Source organism: Paenibacillus rigui (assembly GCF_002234615.1).
GTDB lineage: Bacteria > Bacillota > Bacilli > Paenibacillales > NBRC-103111 > Paenibacillus_S > Paenibacillus_S rigui.
In genome coordinates, this window is sequence record NZ_NMQW01000024.1 from 48,603 (window position 1) to 72,205 (window position 23,603).

The following is a 23,603-nucleotide window of genomic DNA, read 5'->3' on the forward strand; positions in this document are numbered from 1 at the left end:
CGGATTATTCCGTATCATCCATATCTTCAGACAAGGATTCGGTCAGCTTGTTCGTAAACTGCAACGCTGCATTATACCCCATCCGCTTCAAGCGGTAGTTCATCGCAGCTACCTCGATAATAACGGCCAAGTTCCGGCCCGGACGGACAGGAATCGTAACCAGTGGAATGTCCGTATCGATAATGCGTGTCGTCTCTTCATCCAGCCCGAGGCGGTCGTACTGCTTATCCTGCTGCCAGGTTTCCAGCTTGACGACGACGGAAATCTTTTTGATGTTCCGCACCGCACCCGCACCGAACAGCGTCATGACGTTGATAATGCCCACGCCGCGGATTTCCAGCAAATGACGGATCAGCTCCGGCGCATTGCCGTTCAACACATGGTCGGCCGTCTGGCGAATTTCAACCGCATCATCGGCAATAAGACGATGTCCGCGTTTGACAAGCTCCAGCGCCGTCTCGCTTTTCCCGATACCGCTGCTGCCCGAGATCAGCATCCCGATCCCGTACACATCAACCAGGACACCATGGATCGTCGTGGACGGAGCCAATTTATTTTCCAGAAATCCGGTAATCCGGCTTGCTAGTATGGTTGTCGAGGTTGGGGTACGCAGCACCGGAATATTCGTATCATTCGCCGCAGACAGCAGCTCAATAGGAACGTCCAAACCACGGCTGATCAGAATGCAGGGCGTATCCGCAGGAGAGCACAGACGGACCATCCGATCCATTCGTTCCGCAGACGACAGTCCCTCGAAAAAGGTCAGCTCTGTTTTTCCCAAAATTTGTACCCGCTCTGAAGGGTGAAATTCGTAATAGCCTGCCATTTCCAAGCCGGGACGATACAAGTCGGCAACCGTAATCAGCCGCTTCAGGCCGCCTTCGCCGCAAATGACTTCCAAATGAAATTCTGCTACCAAGTCAGACACTTTTACTTTTTTGGACATCGTCTTTCCGTCTCCTTTGTTTTCCCAATAACCCCATCGTATAAAAAATACAAGGATAAATCAACCAACCGTTGGGTCTGCCGACCCGGTTTCCTTCACTTTATGCAAAAACATGGCTGCCGCCATCGATTCCACCGCCTCCCGGCTCCTGACAATGGAAAAGGTTCGCGCCTCATGTCGGCCCTCCAATCGAAGCTCCGCCAGCTCCCCGGCCGCCAGCTCCTTGCGAACCACCCAACGGGACAGCACGGCGATGCCGAGCCCGGCCATAACGGCCTCTTTCACCCCTTGACTGCTGCCGAAGACAAACATCCGTTTCACGCGCAAGCCCAGCTTCTGAAGCAGCCGGTCGCTGTAATCCCTTGTTCCCGAGCCTGCTTCCCTGACAATCCACACTTGATCGTGCAAAGCTTCCGCAGCTATCGAAGGTCTGGAGCGTTTGCGGGCTGCCTGCGTCAGGGTGTGCCCGACTGGCGATACAACCACCATTTCGTCTTGCATAAACGGTTCCGTTGCCATATCCGCGAAGGGAATCTGGCCTTCGACCAGCCCGATATCCAGCTGATGCGACCTCACCCCGCGTACGATCTCCTCGGTATTGCCGATTTGTACCTGTACATCGACCATCGGGTACAGGTCTACATATTCGGCGAGCAGACGGGGCAGTACATACTCCCCGATCGTAAAGCTGGCCCCGACGTGCAGTGTACCCGTAACCTGCTGCTGCAGCTGTTGAATGCGCTGTCGCGCTTCCTCATAGTAGGCGAGTATTTGCTTGGCCTGCTTGTAAAGCACGGTTCCCGCTTCCGTCAGCTTCACCTGCTTCGGGGAACGGTGCAGCAGCTTCGCGCCGAATTCGTTCTCAAGATTGCGGATATGGGAGCTGACGCCAGGCTGCGACAAATGCAGGACTTCCGCCGCCCTGGAAAAGTGCTGCTGCTCGGCTACCGTCACGAATACCTTCAGGTTTTCGATACTCATCCCGCATTGCCTCCGTCCAATCATTTGATTTTGTTATCATGACCATTCCGTATTCGTATTTCCGTTTCCTGAGGCAATCCTTTATAGTTATGCCAACCGATACCCATATCTATGAAATTGGACGCATAACAAATGCGTACGAAGGACACGTCCCGTACCTGACACAGGAATGAACCGCATGCAGGACGTTATCCGTCCATGACACAACCTGACTCACAGGAGTGATTCCCATGATTCCCCACCCAGCCAAAACACATCTGAAACATAAAAGCTTCACATCGGCTTTCCGCCAGCGCCTGCGCTTCGGTAAATCCCAGGGTTCCATACCCCGGTCCGGCCCCGGGTCCAGGTTCCTGCCGGGGCTTCTTATGACCTTGCTGCTGGCCGCTGCCGGCAACTGGCTGGCGTCCCTCCCGGCATTGGCCGTCATGGGGACGCTCGTCCCCGCCCTGCTGCTCGGCATGCTGTGGCGTTCCTCGTTGCCGCTCCCGGCAGCGTTAGCCCCCGGCATCGCCTTCGCAAGCAAGCGCGTGCTGCGTCTCGGCATCATCCTGCTCGGGCTGAGACTGAACCTGCTGGACATCGTCCATGCAGGCGTCGTCAATGTGGCGATAGCAGTCAGCTGCCTCGCCATGGCTCTATGGACAGCCTACCGCCTGGGGCGGCTGTTCGGGGTGGAGCCGCGCCTTGCGCTGCTTACCGCCTGCGGCACCGCCATCTGCGGGGCTGCCGCCGTCGCTGCGCTGGCTCCGCAGCTGAAGGCGAAGCAGGCGGACATCGCCGTGAGCACAGCGACCGTCGCGCTGCTCGGCACGCTGTTCACGCTGCTGTACACCTTGCTGTACCAAGTCCTAGGACTTGGTACAGCGGCGTACGGCATGTTCGCCGGGGCCACCCTCCACGAGGTGGCCCATGTGGTAGCCGCCGCCGCACCCGGCGGGGCGGCGGCTGTAGACACAGCGGTCATCATGAAGCTGACCCGTGTCGCACTGCTCATCCCCGTCTCGCTGCTGCTCGGCTTATGGAAGCCGCAGCTAGCGGATAACGCCGATGCCGCCCAGGATTCCTGTATGCACAAGCCGGGGCGGAACGACAGCGCAAGCGCTGGCCCGTACCGGAGCCGTACAGCTGCTAAAGAGCGTCCGCCCGTGCCCTGGTTCTTATTCGGCTTTCTGCTGATGAGCGGGGTGCACACGCTGCAGCTGCTGCCGGAACCGGTAACGCTGCGGCTCATCGATTTGGCTTATGTCTTCCTGGCTATGGCCATGGCCGGGCTCGGTCTGCAAACCCCTCTAGCTTTGTTCCGCCGTGAAGGTCTGCGGTCGATCACCTCGGCCGGGCTGGCTTCCCTGCTGCTGGCGGTTTTCGGTTATGTGCTGGTGCGCTGGCTGGTCCTCCCTGCATCGTAAATAAGGTCTCTTCCTACATTAGAGGCGGGACACATAGCTAAGCTAAGGCTCGAATTTTGTTTTCCGATTCACCGGAAACGTGGAAATGCTTATATGGTCAAAAAAAAGGATGTCTCGCGGTTGAATCCTTTCAACCGGGGACATCCCTTTTATGTTCATTTGACCGCTGACGGTCTTCTGGGGAAGCTTCGCTGCCTCGGTGTACCTACACTCTCCCGCTGCCTTGCTGGATGACATGAGTCAGCTCATGACCGAGAAGCTCCTGACCGTCCCGGCTTTCGGGATTATACTCGCCCTGCCTGAAAAAAATATCGCTGCCCGTCGTAAACGCTCTGGCGCCGATCGCCTGGCTCACTTGATCAGCCCTGCCATCCGTATGTATATTCACAGAGCTGAAATCGGCCTGGAAGGCCCCCTCCATTTTTTGTTGGGTCACCCCATCCAATTTGCTCCCGCTTCCCTTCATCATCTGGATTTCCTGCTCAATAGCGGGCGCTGCATCAAATCCGCTGCCCGATCCCTTCAGCTGCAGCTCTTCTTCCTCCAGTTCTGCAGACTCCGCCTCACGCTGGATTCCCTCGACTGCAGGCTTCAGCTGCAGCTCCTCTTCCTCCAGTTCTGCAGACTCCGCCTCGCGCTGGATTCCCTCCGCTGCAGACTCCGCCTCGCGCTGGATTCCCTCCGCTGCAGGCTTCAGCTGCAGCTCTTCTTCCTCCAGCTCCGCCGTTTCCGCTTCACGTTGGATTCCCTCGACTGTAGGCGCAGGAGCGGAAAGCCGCTCCACAACCGACTTGGCCATTTGATCGGCTTCCTGCTCGAAGCTGTCCCCTGCCGGCCTGACCGTCATTTTGGCTTGAACCCGCATGGATTGAAAGCCTGGCACTCCGATGCCGCCCTGTGACAGCATGCTGCCGACCGCATGGTTGCCAAATGTACGCTGCAGCTGCATGGGATCGCTTTCTGCCGCAAGCGAAGGCGCAGGCGCCGTTTGTCCGGATAAAGGCTGCTGACGTGTCGTCATATCCTGCAATTTACGTTGAGGTGCTTGATACATCGGCATACGGATCCCCCCTGTTTGTTTGTCCTGATATGGCTTGTCGAATAAGTAACATGACTTACTTCGTTGATTGCATGTGAGGTCCGTTCCTCATGTCACTCTCATTTATTCTATTATATCATTATCTTGATCCGTTTTGGGTAATAAATCCAATCGAATGCCAATAGATAACACGGCAATATCGTCTGACTGCGGAGCTCCCGCTGCAAAACGGTCCACATCCGTAACAAGCTGACGCAAACGTTCTCCCTCCGGACTGTCGGCCCATGTCGACAGCTGCTGCTGCAGTCGGCTGGAGCCATATTGGCTGCTCCCGGGATCCTCCGCTTCCGTAATGCCGTCCGTGTACAGAACGAGGAGGTCCCCGGGGTGCAGCTGCAGCAGATTATCTGTATATGCCATCTCATCCATGACGCCAAGCGGGAGCCCCTTGGCCCCCCGCACAGGCTCCAGCTCCCCTGCGGTTCTCACGCAATAAGGCGTACAGTGGCCGCCATCGCTGAATTGAAGCTCGCCTGTCACGACATTCAACACACCGCAAAAAATCGTTGCGAACATCGTGGAGTCGTCCTTATACAGCTCACGGTTGACTTCATCCAGCAGCTCTCCCGGCGTCATGCCCGCTTTCATCTTGCCTCGGATTAGGGTCATGGTAACGGTCATAAACAGCGCTGCAGGAATGCCTTTATCGGACACGTCCCCTAATGTGAAAAACAGCTCCTTGTCGCTGACCCAGAAATAATCAAAGAAATCGCCGCCGACTTCCCGAGCCGGGCGGATGATCGAATGAACATCAACCAGCCGCTTCTCCCCGCCTGTCTGTTCCGAGGGTAATGCGGACGTAGCGGAGGTCCCAATCCCCGCATCGTCCATGACGACTTCGGTTTCAAAGTTGCGTACCGGCGACCCCGAGGGCAGCAGCCCAAGCTGAATTTGCTGCGCGATCCGCAGCTCGCTTTCCATTCGCTCCTTGGCCTCTACCGTTGTTTTGAGCGCTTGAATCGATCGTTGCAGCGCCTCGTACAGCATCGCATTCTCCAAGGAGACGGCTGTCGGCGAAGCGATGGATTCCAGCAGCCGCAGATCCTTGTCCGTAAACCGCGCTCCGTCGCGCTTGTTCAAAACTTGCAGGACGCCGATGACGGCGCCCTTGCTGAATATGGGCACACAAAGCAAATTCCTCGTCGTATAATCGACGGTTTTGGCCACCTTGGACGACCACCGGGGGTCCTGGGAGGCGTCGTCGATTTTGACCGACTTGCCGGTTTCCGCCACCCAGCCCGCGATGCCTTCGCCCAGCTTCAGGCGAATTTCCTGCACCTCGTCGCCTTTATCCCCGATGGCTACCTCGAAATAAAGCTCACTCCGTTCCGTATCGACCAAAATCACAGAGGACGCCTCGGCGTTCATCACCCTTGCGCTCGTCTCCATAATTTTGTGCAGCAAATCCTGCTTGTGGATCGTAGAATTCATCTCCACGCTTACTTCGAACAGCTGCAGCGTCCGGCTGAGCTCATAATCGGCCTCACGCCTTTTTTGATGGCTGTGCCACCATCCTGCCGCTAACGCCAGCACCAGCAGAAGGCCCACGATCCCATATCCTGTGCCCGGGAGCAGTTCCATACCTTTCACTTCCCAAATGGATTTGCCTTTCGCCTTCCTGTAACTTCTAGGCCCCCTGTACTGCTGCCAAAGCTTCCGCTTCCGTGCCGTAAATGGAGAAAATCGCGCTGAAACCGGACATATCAAACACTTCGCGTACATTTTCATTCATGCCGGCCAGCGCGAGCTTGCCTTGCAGCGTCTTTGTTTTCTTGGCTGCCAGCAGCAGACTCCGGAGCCCGGCGCTGCTTACATATTCCAAGCCCTGCAGCTCAAATACGAATTTGCGCCTTCCCTGCTCTGTCAGCTCCACAAAGCGTGACTCCAGCACGGAGGAAGTATTGGCATCCAGCCTGCCCTCAATGGTAACGATCGTGATGTCTCCACCCTCATGGATAGTTTCCGAAATGTTCATCCTGGTCCTCCTGTTCCATCGGCACCCGTCTCTTGACGAGCCGAAGCACATTTTTATCATCAATCCGCTCGTAACGAAGCTCATCCATGACTTGACGGACAAAATGTATCCCAAGTCCCCCTACGGGTCTCTCGTCCAGCGGCAAATCAAGCTCCGGTGCCTCTTTGTCCAGCGGATTAAAAGGGACACCGCCATCCGTCACTCCGATTTCAAGGCGGTCGGGGTAGACGGACACTTGAAGCTCAATTACATGACACCCTTCTTCTCCGGGCGCATACCCGTATAAAATCGTGTTCGTAATCAATTCGTCGCATATCAAGTTCAATTGAAACAGCATCTTCTCATCGATCGCCATTTGATCGGTCAGCCCGGTCAAAAAAGCATTCAACCGATTCAGCTCCTGCAAATTGTTTCTCAGATCTACCCGGGATACGAGCATACGCCGGCCTCCTTTGAACTTCGGCAATTTCATGTCTGCAGCTAAGACGGAGCCTGCTCCGGCCGCTGCAGACTAACCCATTTTCAAAAGCATATTCTCTAGCAGCCGAACCCGCGCACTCGCGGCATGAAGAAGGCCAATGCCAATCTCCGGGTACAGTCTCATCAGCCGGGACAGCTGCTCTCCCTGCAGGGCCAGCACCCTCACCTCGTCGAAGATGGCCTGGGCCGTCACAGAGGAAGGCGAGCCGTCGAATGCCGACGTTTCACCCAAGGAATCATGGGAACCCAGCACGCCGATCGTACCGCCGCCGCCCTCCTCTGTCTCATTGCTCAGCTCGATGTTGCCGTCCACGATCAAATACAGACTGACACTCGGTTCACCTCTGCGCAGCAAATACGCTTGATCCGGATGTACTTCTTCCTGAGCGATGCCTGCGAGAAGTCCCAGCTCATCGACGGATAAGCTCGAGAAGAGCGGTGCCTGCTTCAAAAACATCACTTTATCCATCATCGATAAAAATTTGCGTTCTTCCTTCATCCCGCTCTCCTCTCCATCGCTCCTTGCATATTCAGCGATTCTGGCAAGCCATTCATCCGGCCAATTCACCGCCTCACGAAGAACGGTCTGCGGATCGGTCTCCAGCGTCCTCTCGCTCATGCGATCCTGCCTATACAGCTCCATCAATGCACCGGCCAGTCTGCGGTCACCGAACCCCTCCGCCAGAATCTCCAAGCCGTTCTCCCGAATTTCCGCATGATCGTCCTGTACCGTTTCGCGAAGCGAAGCCACCACCCGTTCATCCGTCAGTCTTCCCAGCACCGCCCAGGCCCCGTCGCATAAAGCCTCGTGTATTTCCATACAGCGTTTGGCTGCGAGCTCGGCCAGATCCTTGTAGCTCAGCTCCGTCAAAGCGACGGGCAGCGTACCTTCCATCGTCGAGGCAAGGAGCCGCTGGGTACATAGCTCGGCAAGCTCGGACTGTACCCGGCTCTCCTCCCAAATACGGGTCAAGGCAGTCACACATACGTTCCAGGTAAAAGGATTCAGATGCGCCGTCCCCTCTATCAGCAGAGGTACGGCAGCCTCCCCCATATCGACGAAGGCTTCCAGTATGGCCCTTCGCAGCTCCTTGTCCGCCATCGGATACATCGCCAGCAGCACGCCCACCGCTTCCAGATGCTGCAGCTTGCCTAAGCCGTAAACGGCAGCCTCCTTCACGGCTGGCCGCGGTTCCTCCAGCAGGCTCATGAGCCAAGGCGCATATTCATTCAGCTTGAGCTCCGCCACGGTTCTGCTGCCGTAGACGGCCCATTCGCCGCCGGTGTCCAGCATTTTCACAATGGCCTCTTGGCATGCCGGATAGCTCTCCTCGCTCTTCAGCGCGTACAGTGCCTTCACACCCTCGGAGACGACGAGCGGGTGGCTATCCAACAGCTTGATGCGCAGGAAAAAGTGCGCCTGGCCCTTCATATGCGACGCCTTGGCGATCAGCTTCACGCATGCCGCGCGAACCTCATAATCTTCATCGTCCAGATACGAGGCGATTTCCACCAGGTCCTGGATCGAGGCGCCCTGCAAATTCATGGCCCGCAGCGCACAGACCCGGATTCTCGGGCTGCCTTCCGGGAGCAGCGAGATCAAGTGCGGCAGGAAGGAAGAGTCATTCGCTTTGCCGATCAGCTGCAGGGCGACCTCCCGAACATAATCGTTCGGATGCCGCAAATAACCTAACATGACTGTTAATGCTTTGGAGCTGCGCAGGCTTCCGAAAAAGGACGCCGCACTGTCCGACACGTCGTTGTACAGCGATTGTACGCTTATTACGAGCTCACGGATATAAAGATGCCTTCCATACCAAGCCGCTGCGATCAACAGCAGGGCCAAGGCTACGCCAATCCAGGCAAGAGGCGTAAGCCCCAGCAGACGCGAGGAATGCAGCAGCGACAGCAGAGAGCCAATCAGTATCCCGCCGGAGGCAGCGATGCCTTGAGCGAAATACCGGAAGCCGTCCCGCTCGGACAAAGGCATCATTTTGAAAAACAGCTGGTAGCAAGGCTCCGCAATAAAATATAGAAAGATATAAAACAGCGCATACGAGCCGGAGACCGCATATAAGCCGTACGGGCTGCTCAAAAGCCCTGCCGTCAGCAGAAACCCGCCGAAGAAAATGACCGAAATCGACAGCAGCATATTGCTGGCGCCAAGCCAATTCATCAGCCTATTCGACACGGCCTGCAGCAGCAGGCAAAACGTAAATTGAAGCGCGGTCATGATCCCGTAAAAGGAGGTCAGCTCCCGCTCACCCGGGAAATGCGCCTCTGCCGCCGTAAAATATTGGTACTCCATAACAAAGTACAGCGCCGGCATCAGTGTCATCAGCGCGATGGCGGACAGCAAAAACGGCCTCCGCAGCGTTTCCTTCCAATAATCCCCGCCGGACCGCTCTGCCTCCGGTGCCTCAGGCACATTCGGCTGCAGCTTCCCTTCCTTGAGCGACAAAGGAGCCAGGTAGCTCGCAATCGATTTGCGGAAGCTCCAGAAGCCTGCCAGCAGCAGCAGCGGTGCCAGAGCGTAGACCATCTCGGTCCCGAGCAGCCCGCCAATCCAATGGGCAAGCAGCCCCGCCACGATGCCTCCAGTCGTAGTCGACGCCACAAACAGCGGCATCAGGCGCTTGGCCTGCTGGGTAGGGCATAAATCGAACGCCACGCTCCATAACAGCAGCGTCAGCTGACGTACAACAAAATTCGACGATAGAAATAAGATCGGGTAATAATAGCGAAAATCGAAGCCCGCCACCTTGAACGTCAATAGAATCATCCCGTTCAGCAGCAGAATCGACGTCATAATCAAATACAAGGTGCGCATCATTTTCGACTTGGACATTGTTCCGGTCAGTTTCGCCAGCAGCCAGCCTTCCACGGGCATCACGGCAGCCTCCGCCAAGTAGACATACGGCAAAAAGGCAACGCCGAACCTGAGATTGAACAGCGCCATAAATGCCGTATAGTTCAAAGACTCCGCCACACCGCCGCAGAAGAAAATCGGCATCATGCTCCACAGCTTTCGCTTGTCTTCCCCCCGAATACCGAGAAAACGATCTATTGCAGCCTGCATGAAATCATGTCCTATCTGTTTAGTCTGGATCTTCCGTCAGTTGTTGAGCTTTTTACAATAAGCCAGCCGGTTTTCCCCGTCATAATAATAATCAGGATACGTGCCGATCAGCTCGAAGCCGCGCTGCCTGAACATGTTTTGAATCGGCCCGTACTCCGGCAGGCTGCAGGTATACGTCAGAATAAACCGGGCTCCCGCTTGGGCCACATGCTGCTCGAGCGTCTCATAGAGCCGTGCGGCAATACCCAGCTTGCGATACGCCCGGTGCACAGCCAAATAATCCCATAGGTAGCCTCCGGTCTGATGCTCGTTCTCCCGGCAGCTGGTCGCAGCAATGATATCGCCTTCCTCGTTCTCTACAAACCAATGGAAATGGTTCCGTTGAACCAAGCTGTCCCTTGGCGCCTTCTGAAAATGCTCCCGCTCTCCCGGCGTATGGTTCGTGTCGTCAAAAGAGAGCTCTGATAAAAAGAACTCGGATACCCGCAAGGCATCCGCCTCCGTCGTCAGCAGCTTCACCTGCAGGCCATGTTCTGCGTTGCTTACACTCATGTGCATTTCGCCTCTCCCCATTAGGATACAGACAACGTTCCGTTCCAATCCTTGGTCGTTCCCGACTGGAAGTATTCGTCGCATACATAAAAATAAAGCTGCGCCGCCTTATCCTGACGGTTCTGCTTGATGACCATCAGGAACGCTTCCCTCGCATCATAGAACCGTCCTACCTGGTACAGCATGACGGCCTCCTCGAAGCGCGCCTTCGTCTTTTCCTTCAAGGCCCGGATCGTATCCGGATCACCTTGATACACATCATAAAGATGGAGCGGCTCCTCCAGTCCTTCAGCGCGGATCAAGCCCAGATTGCGGTATTGAAAAGCAGACGCATCCGTTAACGATTCGACTACGCTGTCTGTAATGAGAATGGACGCTCCGAGCGGTGCCGTCAGCTTCTCAAGCAGTGTAGCCAGGTTGACGTGATCGGAAATAATGTTGTTCTCGAGCCTCTGCTCTTCCCCGATAATACCAAGCCGCAGCGGTCCCTTGTGCAGACCGATGCCCAAATCGACCGGCGCGTAGCCCGACTCCCCCCGGTGCATGTTGTAAATCGACAGCTCCTTGCGAATGTCGATGCACGCATTCAGCGCCTCATCCCCTACGCCGGGGAACAAAGCCATAAAGCCGGGGCCCAAATACTTGTTCACTGTCCCCTGATGCTTGCGAATATAAGGACCGAAGCGCTTCAGGAACGAATTGACGAAATTGAAGTTTTGCTCCGGTGTTAGCCGCTTCGACATCAGATAAAAGCCTCGGATGTTGCATACGAGCGTGCTCATATTTTCCTCAACCTGATCGCCCAGACGCACATCCAGAATCGTCTCTTTATGCAATAACCGCAAAAATTGCTGTGGGACGAAGCGGTAATACGCCTGATTGAACTTCTCCAGCCTGGCGATATAGTCCCGAATATGGGCGGCCATCACATTAAAGCTGTCCCCCAGATCGGACACTTCATCCCGGGTATGGATTTGAACGACCGTGTCCCAGTTTCCCTTTGCAATTTCCCCGACACTGTCGCGCAGCTTGCGGATCGACGAAAGCAGGATATAGGTCATAATGATAAATACTACCACGATACCCGCCGAGAACAGCACGATATTTTGCATGACTGTCTGTTGAACCGCACGCCGGTGGGCCATGATGCCCTCCATATTTTTGCTCGCCTCGAACACGCCGACGATCTTTCCGGCACTGTTGAAAATCGGCGCAATGCCGTACTTCCATTCCCCTGTATCGTCATTCCATTTGTCCGATTCGATGCTGCCCTGCGAGATGACCAGCGTATTCTGCGGCGTTTTGGGGAACGGATTGAACATGTGCATCTCGTCGTCATCCTCAAGAATCCGGTAGATGTCTCCGTTTTCCACCTTATAAATCGCCTTGTAAAAGCCCTGGTTCTCAATGCTGCCCGGTCGGTAAAAAACGGAATCGAGCTTACTGCGGAACAGACTGTACGTTCCTCCCTGGTATTCGGCAGGAGATTCGATTCGCTCCAGCAAATTGCCGTCAATCAGGTTCGCGCCATTGCTTGCGAGCAGCTTAAGCTCCGAAACCGTCTCTTCATCCATCTTATCGACGAAGTTGTTATAGATGACAACGGACAATAAAATCATCGAAGCCGCAATAATCGGCACGCACACGATGATTTGCTTCATCATGAGAGGGACACGGCGCTGCATAATGTTGTAATAAAGCAGCTTTACGGCATAGAGCAGCAGCAGTGAGCCTACAGCGGCTGCCACCCACACGAACCAAAGGCGGCTCCTGAAGGCGGAATCGTACTTCCCGCTGCTAATTGAGGCTCCGAACGCTCCGTTCGGAAGCCGTTTGGCGATTTGCCCATCCTCTGCAATCAGCAAGTCACCGGTATGCGTCAGACTAATATCCGTTTTAAAAAAAGTCAGCGTCACGCCCGCCAGAGCGGCTTTTTGCTGGCTGACCAGCTCCTCCAGCACATAAGGCTCCTTCGGGTCGAGCCGGTTGACCGACAACGAGTTGTAGTCGACGAACAGCAGCCGACCTTGCGGGTCGAGATGCAGGCTCTCCGGGAAATTTCTCCGTGTCCGGTCGATTCCCGGCAGCGGATAAACGAGCGTCGATCCGCCGTCCAGACCCGCCCGGTAAATTTCCCCGCTTCGCGTCGTATAATAAATTTGGCCTGGCGTCACGCCGTCTACCCCCGCCAGCACCTTACCGGCAGGCAGCTGTACGCTGTAAACGGGCACGGGAGACGTACCGACGGATGCGATCCGGTACAGCGTCACTTTGCCAAGCTCATCCAGGAAAAAGTGAACTTCACCGCCGGCGGCAGCCGGAGCCTTAACGCCTCCGACCCGATACCGCTTCTGCTTCGGATCGCTGTAGTTTTGCTCGAACAGCACCTTGTCGAAGCTGCCGTCGGGGTTGTAGCGGATCAGCTGCTCGGTCTTGACCTCGATATCGTAGGTATCCATTAAGGCCCTCACGACATACAGGCTGCCATCGTCATCCGCCGCCACATCATTGAACCGGTAAATTCCCTCTTCTCCGCTCTGGATGGAATATACGATAGTCCCGTCAGGGCTTAGCTTGCGGATCGTCTTCTTGGTGTTGTCGATCATGTACAAGTTGTCATGCGAGTCGGCAACCACTCTGGACAGGCTTTCGAAAAACAGCTCCCGTTCAAACGGATTTTTCGTCAACATTTCCTTCTGCTGAACCACATAAAAACCTGCGACGGAGGCTAACAGCACAACCAAAAGTAAAACAGCCACCGACTTCTTCATGGTCTTGAATCGCCTCCTGTAAACCCATCTTATTTCTATGTATTAGAGCACAGGTACACCCGTGCATTTATGTCTTGGAAACTTCAATCGTTCCCGTCGCTTCGTTCCATTGAATTTGTAACCCGATCGCTTCCCCTACGAATCGCAGCGGAACGTACGTGCGTCCCAGAATCAAAACGGGCGAAGCCTCGATTTCCCCTGCCTCCCCGTCCACATAAGCGGTCGTACTGCCGATCGTGCACTCCGTCGTCCCTTCCTCGGACGATACGGTCACTGCCATCCGGTCGGGATCCCAGTCCACCGAAGCGCCGAAGGATTCGGACAGCGCACGGATCGGCACGAAGGCCGTCCCGTTCAGCCTGATCAGCGGAGCATCCAGCGTAACCGGAATATTGCGGGAAATGAGCTGTTGTACCGCCATTGCCTCCGCCCCGGGCTCCGCCGCTTCGATCTCGGCAGCCTGGGCTGTCAACGCCTGGAGCTGCGTCTCGCTGTACTTCTCCAGCTCCTTCTTGCCAATGGCGGCAATGAGTTCCGCCGTTTGCTCCGCGACGAGGCTGTCGAGCTGCTTCTCCGCTTCTGCCTGTGCACCGCCTGCAGCCGGTGCTTCAGCTGCAGCCAGCTCGGCTGCGGCCGCCTGGATCGCCGTCAGCTTGCTGAACAGCGCGTCCTTCTCCGCCTGCGCAGCGGCCTGCCTGACGCTCTCCAGCGTCTGGCCGAGCGTCTCCGCCCGGGCGGCGTCATGCGCCTTGACCGCTGCATCGAGCGCGGCCTGCAGCTGGCTCTTCGCGGCTGCAAGCGTCGCGAGCTCATCGGCGGAGCCGTCCTCGCTCGCCGCCAGCTGCTGCGCTGCGGCGAAGAGCTGCTTCGCCTGTGCGAGCGCAGCCGGGGCGTCGCCTGCGGCCAAGGCCGCCTGCAGCGCCTGCTTGCTGCGCTGCTGCTCGGCCGCCAGGGCCGCCGGGCTCTGGGCTCCCGCGCCTGCGGAGCTGCCGGCGGTGGCGCCGGGGCTGCCGCCTGTAGGCACGCCAGTGCCTGTGCCCGCGGGGCTGCCACTGCCTCCTGCACCTGCTCCCGTAGCGCTCCCGCCTGCACCATTGCCCGTACCCGCTCCGCTGCCTGCGGTTCCTCCGCCTGCACCTGTCCCCGCACCACTGCCTGCTCCGCTACCCGTGCCGTTGCCGGTTGCACCGCTGCCCGTACCCGCGCTGCCGCTTCCTCCAGTGCCGCTCCCTGCTCCGGCACCTTCGCCTCCACTGCTCTCCGCAGCCAACGCTGCGATCAGCGCATCGCTGTTATGCACGAGCTTCATCTGCTCCAGTGCCGCGGCCGTGTCGCCTTTGGCAAGTGCCTCCAGCATGGCGATCTGTGCTGCCGCATCCTTGAGCTGAACCTCCAGCTCTGCAACATCCGCCAGCTTATGCGCATCAACGGCGGCTTGATGAGCAGCCTCCAGCTGCTCCTTCGCTTTTTTCAAGTCAGCTGCCGATTGCTGCAGCTGTGCCGGACTGAGCGGCGTCATCAGTTGCCCGGACGCCGGCAGCTCCATCGTCACCTGGAGGGCCGAGGCCTGATCCGAGGTTAAGGCCGACGATCCGGCTCCGCCAAGCGTCAGCGCTTCCGGATCCAGTGCTTGATCCAGCCCAAACCACTGGCCCCCGGCCCATGCCGGTGAGAAGTACATCCCCTGCCCGCTATTCGTCATCGTGGCTGCTGCCGCGTTATACACCTCCGGGGTCAAGGCGCTTAAACCCATCCGGTACGTGCCGAGAAGAATTTGGTCCTCTTTGGCCGGTGTGCCTGCTGCGTCCTTCACCGGAAGCAGCGGAGGCTGATCGGCCAGCTTTTCCTTAGGCACAAGCTCCAGCTCTCCCTTCGAGCCGCTGCCTGTAAGGCGCCCCTCCGCCAGCACTTCCTCGCGGCTATACAGCTGCACTCTTAGCTTCCCAGGCTCGCTCAGCAGCAGAGTTAACTGCCGTACCGGCTTCCCGATCGGGGTTTTGCTCCCGACAGGCTGGCCTTCGGCTGTGAACAACGCGTAATCCGTCGCTTTCACCTTGCCTTTCGTCTTCAAGATCAGATCGCTGAGCACCGAGCCCACGGCGGGCTTTTGCTCCCACGTCCCGTCCGCCTTTGCTGCAGGCGCCGCCTTTACCGCATCCAATCCGCTGTCAATGTCTTTATAAGGCAGTATGCCTGGACGCAGCGTCTGGCTGACCGCCCCTCCCGAATCCAGATTCAGCTTGCTTATAGCGGTTTTATATGCGATATAGGCCATGAAGACTTGCTGCCGGGCCTGCTCCTGCGCATCCCGCGCGGCCTGCACCTCTTCCGCCTTGACCATGCCTGCTTTGTATGCGCTCCCTGCCTTTTGTACCGCTGCTGCAGCGGCATCCTGATCCTTCAATGCCTGCGCATAGCTCTCCTCGGCCCCTTTGGCCTCTAGATAGGACTGCCTCACCGCCGCCGCTACCGTCGTACGGCTTTCCTGCTCCTTCAGCGAGGCCTTGGTCTGCTCCATTAGAGCAATCGGCAGTCCGTTCCGAAGATCGTCCAAGTACCTTAACCCGTCTCGTTCTCCCTGTATGATCGACTTCGGAATCGGAAAAAGAAAAGGAATCTGGAAAAATCCTTCCCACTCCAGCCGAATTTGCTCCAGCAACGCGTCATATTGAACCATAAACAGCTCCGTATCGGACGTTTTCGATTGGATCAGGCGCTCCAGCGCCTTCATCCGCCCAGTCCCGAACTTCGCAGCATACAGGCTTCTGGCCGCCTGCAGCTTTTCATCCGCCAGATGCAGCTTCTCTACATCATTCAAGAGCGTACCATCCGTTTGGAGCGCGTTAGCGATATAGGCCGGCAGCATCTTTTGCGATAAATCGGCATAATCGGGACTATCGTCCAGGACAACCGGGTCCTCCATCGTATACTGTACCTTCTGTCCCAAGGCGAGACGGCTTGCTTTGGCGGTCAGCTGGGCCTTTTTCCAGTCCGACGCCGCCTTCTCCAGCTTCTTCTCCGCTTCCTCCTTGGCCGTTTGATCGACAAAGCCGTACTTCAGCTTCGTTTTGACCGCTTCTAGCTCCTGTTTCGCTTCTTCCCAGCGTTTCCTTGAGCTATCCTCGGCAAAACGATCCTGCATCGCCTGCAAGTACACCTTCTCGAGCTCAAATTTCGTCCGATTCCCGGCCTGCCGGTAAGCCTCCTGCGCTAAAAAAAGCCCGGATCGGGCCTCGGGCACCTTCATCCGGATCTGCAAATCTTGACTCAAATTGGTTGGCTTGGCGAATAGGCCGGAAGCCTTCTCCTCTTCGCTTTTGACTGCAAAACGGGCCTGCTGCAGCTCCAGCTTTTTTTTCGAAATTTCCGTCTTCGCGTCCTTCGTATCCTGGCTGAAATCGGCAGCCCGCTGCAGTGCCTCTTTAAGTGTTAACGACTTCACCGTAGGACCTGCGGCCGATACGGCCGTGAACGGAACCGACGCCGCCACCATTACGATCATTCCCCGTCGGACAAGGCTTTTGAACCCCAATGTTAAACCCTCCGTATGCCAATCTTCCTATATTTATAGTACAATACTTTACCCTATCCTGCACTCAGTTTTTTGGAAAATGACGGATGATCCCGAAGGCAGGAATGTATTGTCGCGCCTTGGTTTTTCTAGTACTATGAAAGTAACAATGACCAGATGAACCGTGTCCGGATTCAAGAAAAGAGGATGTATGGGAAACCTCGTATGCGGAGGAGCCATGCTTCAATGCTCCTTCGGGGTCGCGCCTAGCTCTCTGATGGTGCTCCCCACAAATCGTGTCATGACCTCCATGCCTATCGCTAACATTATGGATAATAAGCCGATGGTGAACATTTTACCTTTCGGGATGTGCAACTCTATGTCCAATCCTACCGTAGCTGCTGCAACCGCCGCCAAGCTGGGGGTCTTTACCCCCATGCCTTGCGTCCCGGTCGTTGCCGCCCCGTGGGCTCCAGGCTCTCCTACCGTGCTCGTTGCGAATATGCCCGCCCTCAACAATACGTCCAAATGCATGTGCAATTGGGGCGGCGTCATTCAGGTCGTACAGCCGGGTCAAATGACCATTCAAGTGCCTTAACAATCGTTCCCGAGGGAAGTGAACCAAGCAAGCATGAGCAATGAACCCGTCAAAATGCTCGAAACGGTATTCAAGCCGATCCTGAACCCCTTCGTCGTCAAAGCGCTGAAGCCGATTCAGGATGCGAAGAAGCTGCCCGCCATCGCGATTAAGAAATTCCAAGCCCTTGCAGGCGCAATGCTCCGGACCAAGGAAACGTCTCTCGCAAACTATGTGTCTATCGGACAATATTACGTCTCCAAGCGGCTGCTTTTATTCATCGCGCTGCTGATCGGCCTACTCATTTATGTTATCTTCTGGCCCCCTGCCTTGGTCAGGCATTACTTCGGCATTCTTCCGACCGTCCGGCAGGACACGCCCAAAATGGCGGCCTTCTCCGGCCAGGCCAAGGTCGTGGATGAGAGCAAAAAGGCGCGGTACGTCGGAGACCTGGACGCCGGGCTATACTCAGGCAACGGCAAGCTCTACAACGCCGATGGCATCCTGACCTATGAAGGCCAGTTTGAAAAAGGCCTGAAAAGCGGCACCGGCGCTTTATTCAACGATCAAGGCAATCCCGTCTACAAAGGCCTGTTTGCAGCCGATCAATACAACGGTGCAGGGACTTTATACGGCGACGGAAAAAAAATACGCTACACCGGCGAGTTCGTCAACGGTGCCTTCGGCGGCCAAGGCAAGCTGTTCGATGCTTCCGGCGCGTTAATGTACGAGGGCGCTTTTCAGAACGGCCGGTATCAAGGCGCCGGAAAATCTTTTTCCGCCTCAGGCAAGGTCATCTACGAAGGCGAATGGGCCAGCGGCGAATACCAGGGAGCCGGCAAGCTGTTCGACGAGCAGGGAACCCTGCTGTACGAGGGCGGATTTAAAAACAACCGCTATTCCGGCGAAGGCTCGGAGTATTACGCGAACGGATTCTTGAAATACAAGGGAGCCTTTCTGGTCGGCACGTACAACGGCGAAGGCGTCCTCAACAATGAGAAGGGCGTGATACGGCTCAAAGGCTCCTTCCAGAACGGAGCTCTAAACGGCCTCGGCGAGGCTTACGATGAGACCGGCAAGCTCACTTACAAGGGGAGCTTTGCCAACAGCGTCTATGACGGCTTCGGTACCTTATTCGACGCGGACGGGACCCCAATGCTGAAGTCGTTCTTCGCCGCAGGCCACGCCCGCCTGGAAGGCTTCATAGGCCTTCCGAGCAAAAAAGCCGAGGCGCTCCTCGGCAAGCCGGGCGATGTCGCCCTGCTCGGTGATGCCTTGTCCGCGCCGGATGCGTCGGCAACGCCTGGCAGCCCGGCGGTGCCGGCCGGAGCAAGTGCCGCTCCCGGTGCTGCCGCCGGTGCTGCCGCATCCGGCCTGACCGCAGGCGGAGGAGCCACAGCGGCTGCGGGTGCCGATGCAGCCGCTGTGGCAGGTGCTGCGCCGATCAAGCTGCAGATGAACTACCCCGATGTGCAGATGTCGCTCATCGCCGAGCCTTCGGTCTCTAATCCGAAGGAGGCCGTCATTACTTCGGTCAGCGTGTGGGGCAGCAAGCCTCTTGCTTGGCTGCAGCCGGAGCTGGAGACGTTCACCGAAGGCGCCAAGGTCAACGACGCCGGCTACAAAAAGGTCTCCGCCAAGCTGCCGGCAGGCGACGGATTATACCTGAATACGTATGCCAAGGATGATTATCTGTACGGGTTAACTCTTACCTCCAAAGGCCAAAAGCCTCAGCTGCTGGAGGTTCAATCATTGAAACCCTTACCTTAACCCTAACGTTCAAGCCCTGCCCTTTTTTCGGCAGGGCTTGTTTGTCTTCTCCCCGGGAGGGAGAAGGGCCTCCCCCCTAGGATTAGGGCTGTTAAGGCTTCACGGTTGTGGGGAAGGTTCCCCGGATTTTAGGGCGTTTGCAAGGCCTGTCGAGGGTTTTATGGTCTACATGATCTTACGGTTTACAAGGTTCTATGGTCTACAAGGCCCTAGGATTTGTAAGATCATAAGTTTTTCAAGCCCTTACGGCCGTTCGCCGCCGACAGAGTCCGGTGGGGTATGCCTCGGAAGAGTTTACGTCCGCCTTTGAGACCCATGAACCCTCCGCTGCTCCTATATTCAAAGGTTCATGGGTCTCAACAGCGGCTGTAGAGGCATACCCCACCGGACGGCCCCGGGCGGCTGATCCCTCCTGATTCTATGATTCTTAGAATCCTTTGAGTCATTCAAGTCATTCAAGCCCTTTAAGTCCTTTAAGCCCTTTAAGCCCTATGAATCCTTGAAGCTTTTGAAGCTTTTGAAGCTTTTGAAGCTTTTGAAGCCCTTGAAGCCTTGAAATCCTTCCACTCCTCCAACTCCTGCAGCCCCCGGTCCTTTCCGTCCCCCATCCCAGCCAGCCCTCGTCCCGCCAGCCGTTCCCTCCGCAAGACAAACAAGCCCTGCCTCCCCGGCAGGGCTTGAACGTTACATCGAGTCCGATCCGCTGGCCGCCTCCGAAAGCATGGCCAGCGCTTCGTCCAAGGCTCCCTTGGCCGCGCTGCCCTGCTCCGTGCGGCAGGCCCACCAGCGGATGCGGACCTTGGTGGCTTCGGTCGCCTGCTGCAGCCGGATTCCGATACGGAACGTCCCTTTTTTCGGATAGACAACGGTTCCGATCTTCAGCTCAGGCAAATCCGCCTCCAGCTCGCTGCCCTTAAATACGTCGGCTGCACCGAAATAGACACGGTCTCCGGTATTCAGCATATCCGAAAGCACATCATCCGCCGATTCCTCGACAGCCGTGACGATCCACACATTGCCTTCACCCAAACCGTGCTCCAATTCGGAGGATACGTAATTGCGGGTCGCCTTGCCGAACGGCACAGAAAAGCTTGAGAACGGAATGATAGGAATATCGACCACACCGGACTTGATCGTGTCGGACACTTTGGCAATCGCCTCCGGAAGAGCGATAGGGGCCGCCTCCAGCACCCTCGCTTCCTGCTCCGCATCAGGGTCCGGCAGCGTCAGCACCGGATTGGACTGCACATGCTTCACCGCTATCCGTTGAGCGGCGGCGCGATGCAGCCGGTAGTGAACCGAGGTGTTGTACACGTACTCGTCGAAGGGGACCTGTTCCACCTTCTCGATAACATAGGTTGGTCCCATTTGGAGCAGCCCGATTTTGGCCAAATAAATGCATGGCTCGGACGGGGCATCCAAGGAAGCGTCTAGAGAGCTTTTAACGTAGTCGTCCATCCACTGCTCCTCCACCGAACCATCCATGATCTGGATGATCCCGCTCTCCGGCGAGTGGACATCGATCTGTTTATCTCCAATGTAAAGCGCGCCTGTTCCCTGCTTCACCTGCACCGTCGCCTTGGTCGAGGCTGCTCCATCCGCCTGCAGACGAACCTTGAATTCATACTCCGTCTCCTGCGTATCCTGCGGCTCCAGGAAAGCAACCACCGCTCCGTCCAGCAGCTCCAGCCTTTCGACAGCCGGCTCGAAGTCGAATCGGATTTTCCCCGCTTGCAGCGTCTTTTCGATCCGGATCTTCATATCGAACGGCTGTCCCGGATTCACATACTTCGGGGTAATCTGAAGCACGCGCACCGAGCTGTCCTGATACAGCACCACCGTCTGCTCGATCAGAGAGCCCAAAGGCAAGGAGGACGGATCCGGCGCTTCCTCACGGATGAACAAACGGTACGATTCCAGCGTCCGGTTGTACTCGCTGATCTCATCGGAACGGACGGAAGCATTCGCAACCGAATGAACCGGTTCTTTCCCTTTCTCGTCATACGCGATGCAGAGATACACGTTTTTGGCATACTCGTTATTCGTAAAGCCTTCCATCATGGACAGCTTGAACGTGGCAGGCGAAGGCACGATAATTTCCCGTCCGAGCGCGTCGATCGCGGCGCCCATTTCGACCGAAATGCTTTTGTCGTCTACCGCAATGACCTGCAGGCCGGTAATGACCCCGACGCCATGGAGCAGCCGGTTCATCATACGCCGCTTGTCGTTAAAATATTTTTGCTCCGATTCGAAATCGCGGACGGTCAGCAGCTTGCCATAAAAATAACGATTGCGTTCAAACGGATAATAACGTGTTTTTTTCATGAGGGGTTCCCTCCCTTTCCCAGTCCTATCATTATTCCAACTCCGAATCGAGGCCCAAGCGGGTATGCTGATCCATCCGTTTGTCCATATCTACGTCAATCAGGATGGTGTTGTAAGGCATCGACGAACGCTCATCGAGCATCAGCAGCGTCGGCTCCGATAAATAAGTGTTAATTCCAAGATATGTGTGCATATCCGCATACATCCACGGCTGAAGCTCAATCAGTCTGCCTTCCGTATAAGCCGGCTTTTGATCGTCAATGATCCGCTCAATCATCAGCCTCTGCTGATCCGTGCGAATTGTCTCCGGCGGAAGCATCACGCAGAATGTATAGGGGTTATCCCCATACAGCTGGGTAAACAACTGCCACAACCCGGACGATTCCTGCATCTGCTGAATTTGAAAATATTCCACCACCAAGGGATCTACACCGGTATACAAATGAAGCATCCGCTGCAGACCGGCCCGCGTGCCTCTGAGCTTATACAGCTCCGGCGCCTGCTTGATCAGCTGACGAAGCTTGCTTTCCTCCCAGACGTCCTCTTTGGATACGGCGAGCCAGCCGCCGAGCCACTTCAAATAGTCCCCTGACACCGCGTCCGGATCAAAATAGGTGCTGACCTTGTCGATCGTTTCCTCCATATCGTCAAAAAACGTGCCGAACAGCGACAGAAACCGCTCCAGGAACGAATTCTCATCCTCCTGATACAGCGGTGGCAGGTAGGAAATGAGTGACGTCCTCGGGAAATAGACTCGAAGCTTACGAATGAGGGGCGTATTTTTCTCGCTGCCGATCAAGTGGATTTTGAACCACAGGTAGCGTCCCTTGGCGTTCATCAGCAGTGCGTCCTTGGGGTTGACAATCGGCTCCGACCAAATAGCCTCTGTCGCCTGCAGCTTTTCCCTCAGAGGGATATGCGGGGAGCCCAAGTAAGCGGAATAATCGATGTATTGCCCGTTGATCCAGCCGAATTTCTCCTCCGAAGTAAAATACGAGATCCGTATTTGCGTCTCTTCCGGAAGGTCCGCGTCAAGCCAAATTTTGTGCCATGCCGTTTCCGACTCCGTCGTGTCCAGCTCGGGCGACAGATACACTCCCTCCGGCATGCCCGACTCGCTCCAGAGCCCTGTCCGCTCCTGGAGCTCCAGCATCCGGATCATCCCCGCCTCCCGGTTCAGCACAATCATATGCCCTTGGGTATCGTGAAGGAGCTTGTCGACTCGCCCACGAAAACCGAGCACCCGGGTATGGAACATCCCCTTCTCGCCGAATTGCAAAATATACCGATCCTCCGCCCCCGCAGCTCCGATACCGCTCTCCCCTACGAAGAGATGATGGTTCGTATCAATGGAAAGCCCCGAGCATCTGCCGGAGGAGGATACCGAAAAAAGAGTGCGAAGCGTCCCATCCGCCTGGAAGCAGGCTACTGATTTTCGTTCGGCATCCAGCACGGCAACGCCCCCATCAGGGTCAGCCGCAATAAAATACCGCCCGGCCAGCCGTCCCAGCTGTACCGCCGCATCCAGACGCAGCACGTCATGCTCGAAGACCTGCGTCACTTCTCCCGCTTTCCACTGCAGCACCGCTATTTTCCCTTCTTCCGGTACTTCCAGGTTTCCATTCACGCCAACCATAATTTCTAAGGGAACCACGGTGTATACATGCTGCTTTCCATCCGCCGCTATGGCCAAGGGATACAGTGTGAGCCCATTCCATTCCCGGGCGGACCACAACAGCTGCCCGTTGGAGGCAGAGACGGAAGCAAGGGTGCGTTCCCCCGCCGCATCTGCAATAAACAGCATGTCAGCCCCGGCAGCCAGCATCGCTTGGGAGGTAAACAGCTCGTGTCCGGTTCGGAATAAAGCTTCCTTGTGGCGGCTTTCCACGTCGTATATCCACAGATTTGCGTGCTCGTCGAGCAAGTACAGCCTGCCTCCGAAACTCACCGCCATATCGGCAATCGCCGCGATGCCATCCATTTCGTCCAAAGTGACAGTACGATACACACCGTATCTTGGCTTACGGGTAATGGACAGCCCCTGGTCTTCGACCAGCAGATTGGCAGCAGTACCCTGCTCCCAGTCCAACTGCTTATTGAGCGAAAAAAACTTCATCGGCTCTGCCAC

General features: G+C 56.4%; 15 protein-coding genes. 3 read left to right on the plus strand and 12 right to left on the minus strand.

What is annotated here, in order from left to right:
* Window positions 1-4: 4 nt before the first annotated feature.
* On the minus strand, window positions 5-946 hold the full coding sequence (hprK, locus tag CF651_RS17555; protein WP_094016175.1) for an HPr(Ser) kinase/phosphatase: 942 nt from the start codon (window positions 944-946) through the stop codon (window positions 5-7).
* Window positions 947-1,006: 60 nt separating this feature from the next.
* Window positions 1,007-1,927 (minus strand): LysR family transcriptional regulator, encoded by a 921-nt coding sequence (locus tag CF651_RS17560; RefSeq protein ID WP_094016176.1) that lies wholly within the window; start codon window positions 1,925-1,927, stop codon window positions 1,007-1,009.
* A 368-nt stretch (window positions 1,928-2,295) separates the two neighbouring features.
* Here CF651_RS17560 and CF651_RS17565 point away from each other — a divergent pair, with 368 nt between their 5' ends.
* Window positions 2,296-3,336 (plus strand): YeiH family protein, encoded by a 1,041-nt coding sequence (locus CF651_RS17565; RefSeq protein ID WP_245856013.1) that lies wholly within the window; start codon window positions 2,296-2,298, stop codon window positions 3,334-3,336.
* Window positions 3,337-3,541: 205 nt separating this feature from the next.
* On the opposite strand, the gene CF651_RS17570 is transcribed toward CF651_RS17565, so the two are convergent.
* From CF651_RS17570 to CF651_RS17605, 8 genes are all read right to left on the minus strand, one after another.
* Window positions 3,542-4,396 carry an eCIS core domain-containing protein gene (locus CF651_RS17570; protein WP_094016178.1) on the minus strand — a complete coding sequence of 285 codons (855 nt, stop codon included), beginning with the start codon at window positions 4,394-4,396 and terminating at the stop codon, window positions 3,542-3,544.
* Between the two features lie 102 nt (window positions 4,397-4,498).
* A complete protein-coding gene (locus CF651_RS17575; RefSeq protein ID WP_179232856.1) occupies window positions 4,499-6,016 on the minus strand; it encodes a PP2C family protein-serine/threonine phosphatase in 1,518 nt (505 codons plus the stop codon).
* Between the two features lie 46 nt (window positions 6,017-6,062).
* A complete protein-coding gene (locus CF651_RS17580) occupies window positions 6,063-6,410 on the minus strand; it encodes an STAS domain-containing protein (protein WP_179232857.1) in 348 nt (115 codons plus the stop codon).
* Window positions 6,385-6,849 carry an ATP-binding protein gene (locus CF651_RS17585; RefSeq protein ID WP_179232858.1) on the minus strand — a complete coding sequence of 155 codons (465 nt, stop codon included), beginning with the start codon at window positions 6,847-6,849 and terminating at the stop codon, window positions 6,385-6,387. The genes CF651_RS17580 and CF651_RS17585 overlap by 26 nt, the downstream gene beginning before the upstream one ends.
* Before the next feature lie 72 nt (window positions 6,850-6,921).
* A complete protein-coding gene (locus tag CF651_RS17590; RefSeq protein WP_094016182.1) occupies window positions 6,922-9,969 on the minus strand; it encodes a cyclic nucleotide-binding domain-containing protein in 3,048 nt (1,015 codons plus the stop codon).
* A 36-nt stretch (window positions 9,970-10,005) separates the two neighbouring features.
* The gene (locus CF651_RS17595; RefSeq protein ID WP_179232859.1) at window positions 10,006-10,521 is read right to left on the minus strand and encodes a GNAT family N-acetyltransferase; all 516 of its coding nucleotides are present in this window, start codon (window positions 10,519-10,521) and stop codon (window positions 10,006-10,008) included.
* A 20-nt stretch (window positions 10,522-10,541) separates the two neighbouring features.
* Window positions 10,542-13,292 carry an adenylate/guanylate cyclase domain-containing protein gene (locus CF651_RS17600; RefSeq protein ID WP_094016184.1) on the minus strand — a complete coding sequence of 917 codons (2,751 nt, stop codon included), beginning with the start codon at window positions 13,290-13,292 and terminating at the stop codon, window positions 10,542-10,544.
* 67 nt (window positions 13,293-13,359) lie between these two features.
* Window positions 13,360-16,824 (minus strand): copper amine oxidase N-terminal domain-containing protein, encoded by a 3,465-nt coding sequence (locus tag CF651_RS17605; protein ID WP_094016185.1) that lies wholly within the window; start codon window positions 16,822-16,824, stop codon window positions 13,360-13,362.
* A 190-nt stretch (window positions 16,825-17,014) separates the two neighbouring features.
* Here CF651_RS17605 and CF651_RS17610 point away from each other — a divergent pair, with 190 nt between their 5' ends.
* Window positions 17,015-17,401 carry a DUF4280 domain-containing protein gene (locus CF651_RS17610; protein WP_094016186.1) on the plus strand — a complete coding sequence of 129 codons (387 nt, stop codon included), beginning with the start codon at window positions 17,015-17,017 and terminating at the stop codon, window positions 17,399-17,401.
* Between the two features lie 33 nt (window positions 17,402-17,434).
* Window positions 17,435-19,150 (plus strand): MORN repeat-containing protein, encoded by a 1,716-nt coding sequence (locus CF651_RS17615; protein WP_094016187.1) that lies wholly within the window; start codon window positions 17,435-17,437, stop codon window positions 19,148-19,150.
* 684 nt (window positions 19,151-19,834) lie between these two features.
* Here the strand turns inward: CF651_RS17615 and CF651_RS17625 are convergent.
* Both CF651_RS17625 and CF651_RS17630 read right to left on the minus strand, forming a co-directional pair.
* Window positions 19,835-21,475, minus strand: a complete 1,641-nt coding sequence (locus CF651_RS17625) for a hypothetical protein (protein ID WP_094016189.1) — start codon at window positions 21,473-21,475, stop codon at window positions 19,835-19,837.
* 31 nt (window positions 21,476-21,506) lie between these two features.
* A complete protein-coding gene (locus tag CF651_RS17630; RefSeq protein ID WP_094016190.1) occupies window positions 21,507-23,603 on the minus strand; it encodes a phage tail protein in 2,097 nt (698 codons plus the stop codon).

What these genes read in the sequence shown, in the direction of transcription:
- CF651_RS17565 (WP_245856013.1), top strand. Translation starts at nt 2,296, where the DNA reads ATGACCTTGCTGCTGGCCGCTGCCGGCAACTGGCTGGCGTCCCTCCCG.
- hprK (WP_094016175.1), bottom strand. Translation starts at nt 946, where the DNA reads ATGTCCAAAAAAGTAAAAGTGTCTGACTTGGTAGCAGAATTTCATTTG.
- CF651_RS17560 (WP_094016176.1), bottom strand. Translation starts at nt 1,927, where the DNA reads ATGAGTATCGAAAACCTGAAGGTATTCGTGACGGTAGCCGAGCAGCAG.
- CF651_RS17585 (WP_179232858.1), bottom strand. Translation starts at nt 6,849, where the DNA reads ATGCTCGTATCCCGGGTAGATCTGAGAAACAATTTGCAGGAGCTGAAT.
- CF651_RS17590 (WP_094016182.1), bottom strand. Translation starts at nt 9,969, where the DNA reads ATGCAGGCTGCAATAGATCGTTTTCTCGGTATTCGGGGGGAAGACAAG.
- CF651_RS17575 (WP_179232856.1), bottom strand. Translation starts at nt 6,016, where the DNA reads ATGGAACTGCTCCCGGGCACAGGATATGGGATCGTGGGCCTTCTGCTG.
- CF651_RS17570 (WP_094016178.1), bottom strand. Translation starts at nt 4,396, where the DNA reads ATGCCGATGTATCAAGCACCTCAACGTAAATTGCAGGATATGACGACA.
- CF651_RS17595 (WP_179232859.1), bottom strand. Translation starts at nt 10,521, where the DNA reads ATGAGTGTAAGCAACGCAGAACATGGCCTGCAGGTGAAGCTGCTGACG.
- CF651_RS17615 (WP_094016187.1), top strand. Translation starts at nt 17,435, where the DNA reads ATGAGCAATGAACCCGTCAAAATGCTCGAAACGGTATTCAAGCCGATC.
- CF651_RS17625 (WP_094016189.1), bottom strand. Translation starts at nt 21,475, where the DNA reads ATGAAAAAAACACGTTATTATCCGTTTGAACGCAATCGTTATTTTTAT.
- CF651_RS17580 (WP_179232857.1), bottom strand. Translation starts at nt 6,410, where the DNA reads ATGAACATTTCGGAAACTATCCATGAGGGTGGAGACATCACGATCGTT.
- CF651_RS17600 (WP_094016184.1), bottom strand. Translation starts at nt 13,292, where the DNA reads ATGAAGAAGTCGGTGGCTGTTTTACTTTTGGTTGTGCTGTTAGCCTCC.
- CF651_RS17610 (WP_094016186.1), top strand. Translation starts at nt 17,015, where the DNA reads ATGGGAAACCTCGTATGCGGAGGAGCCATGCTTCAATGCTCCTTCGGG.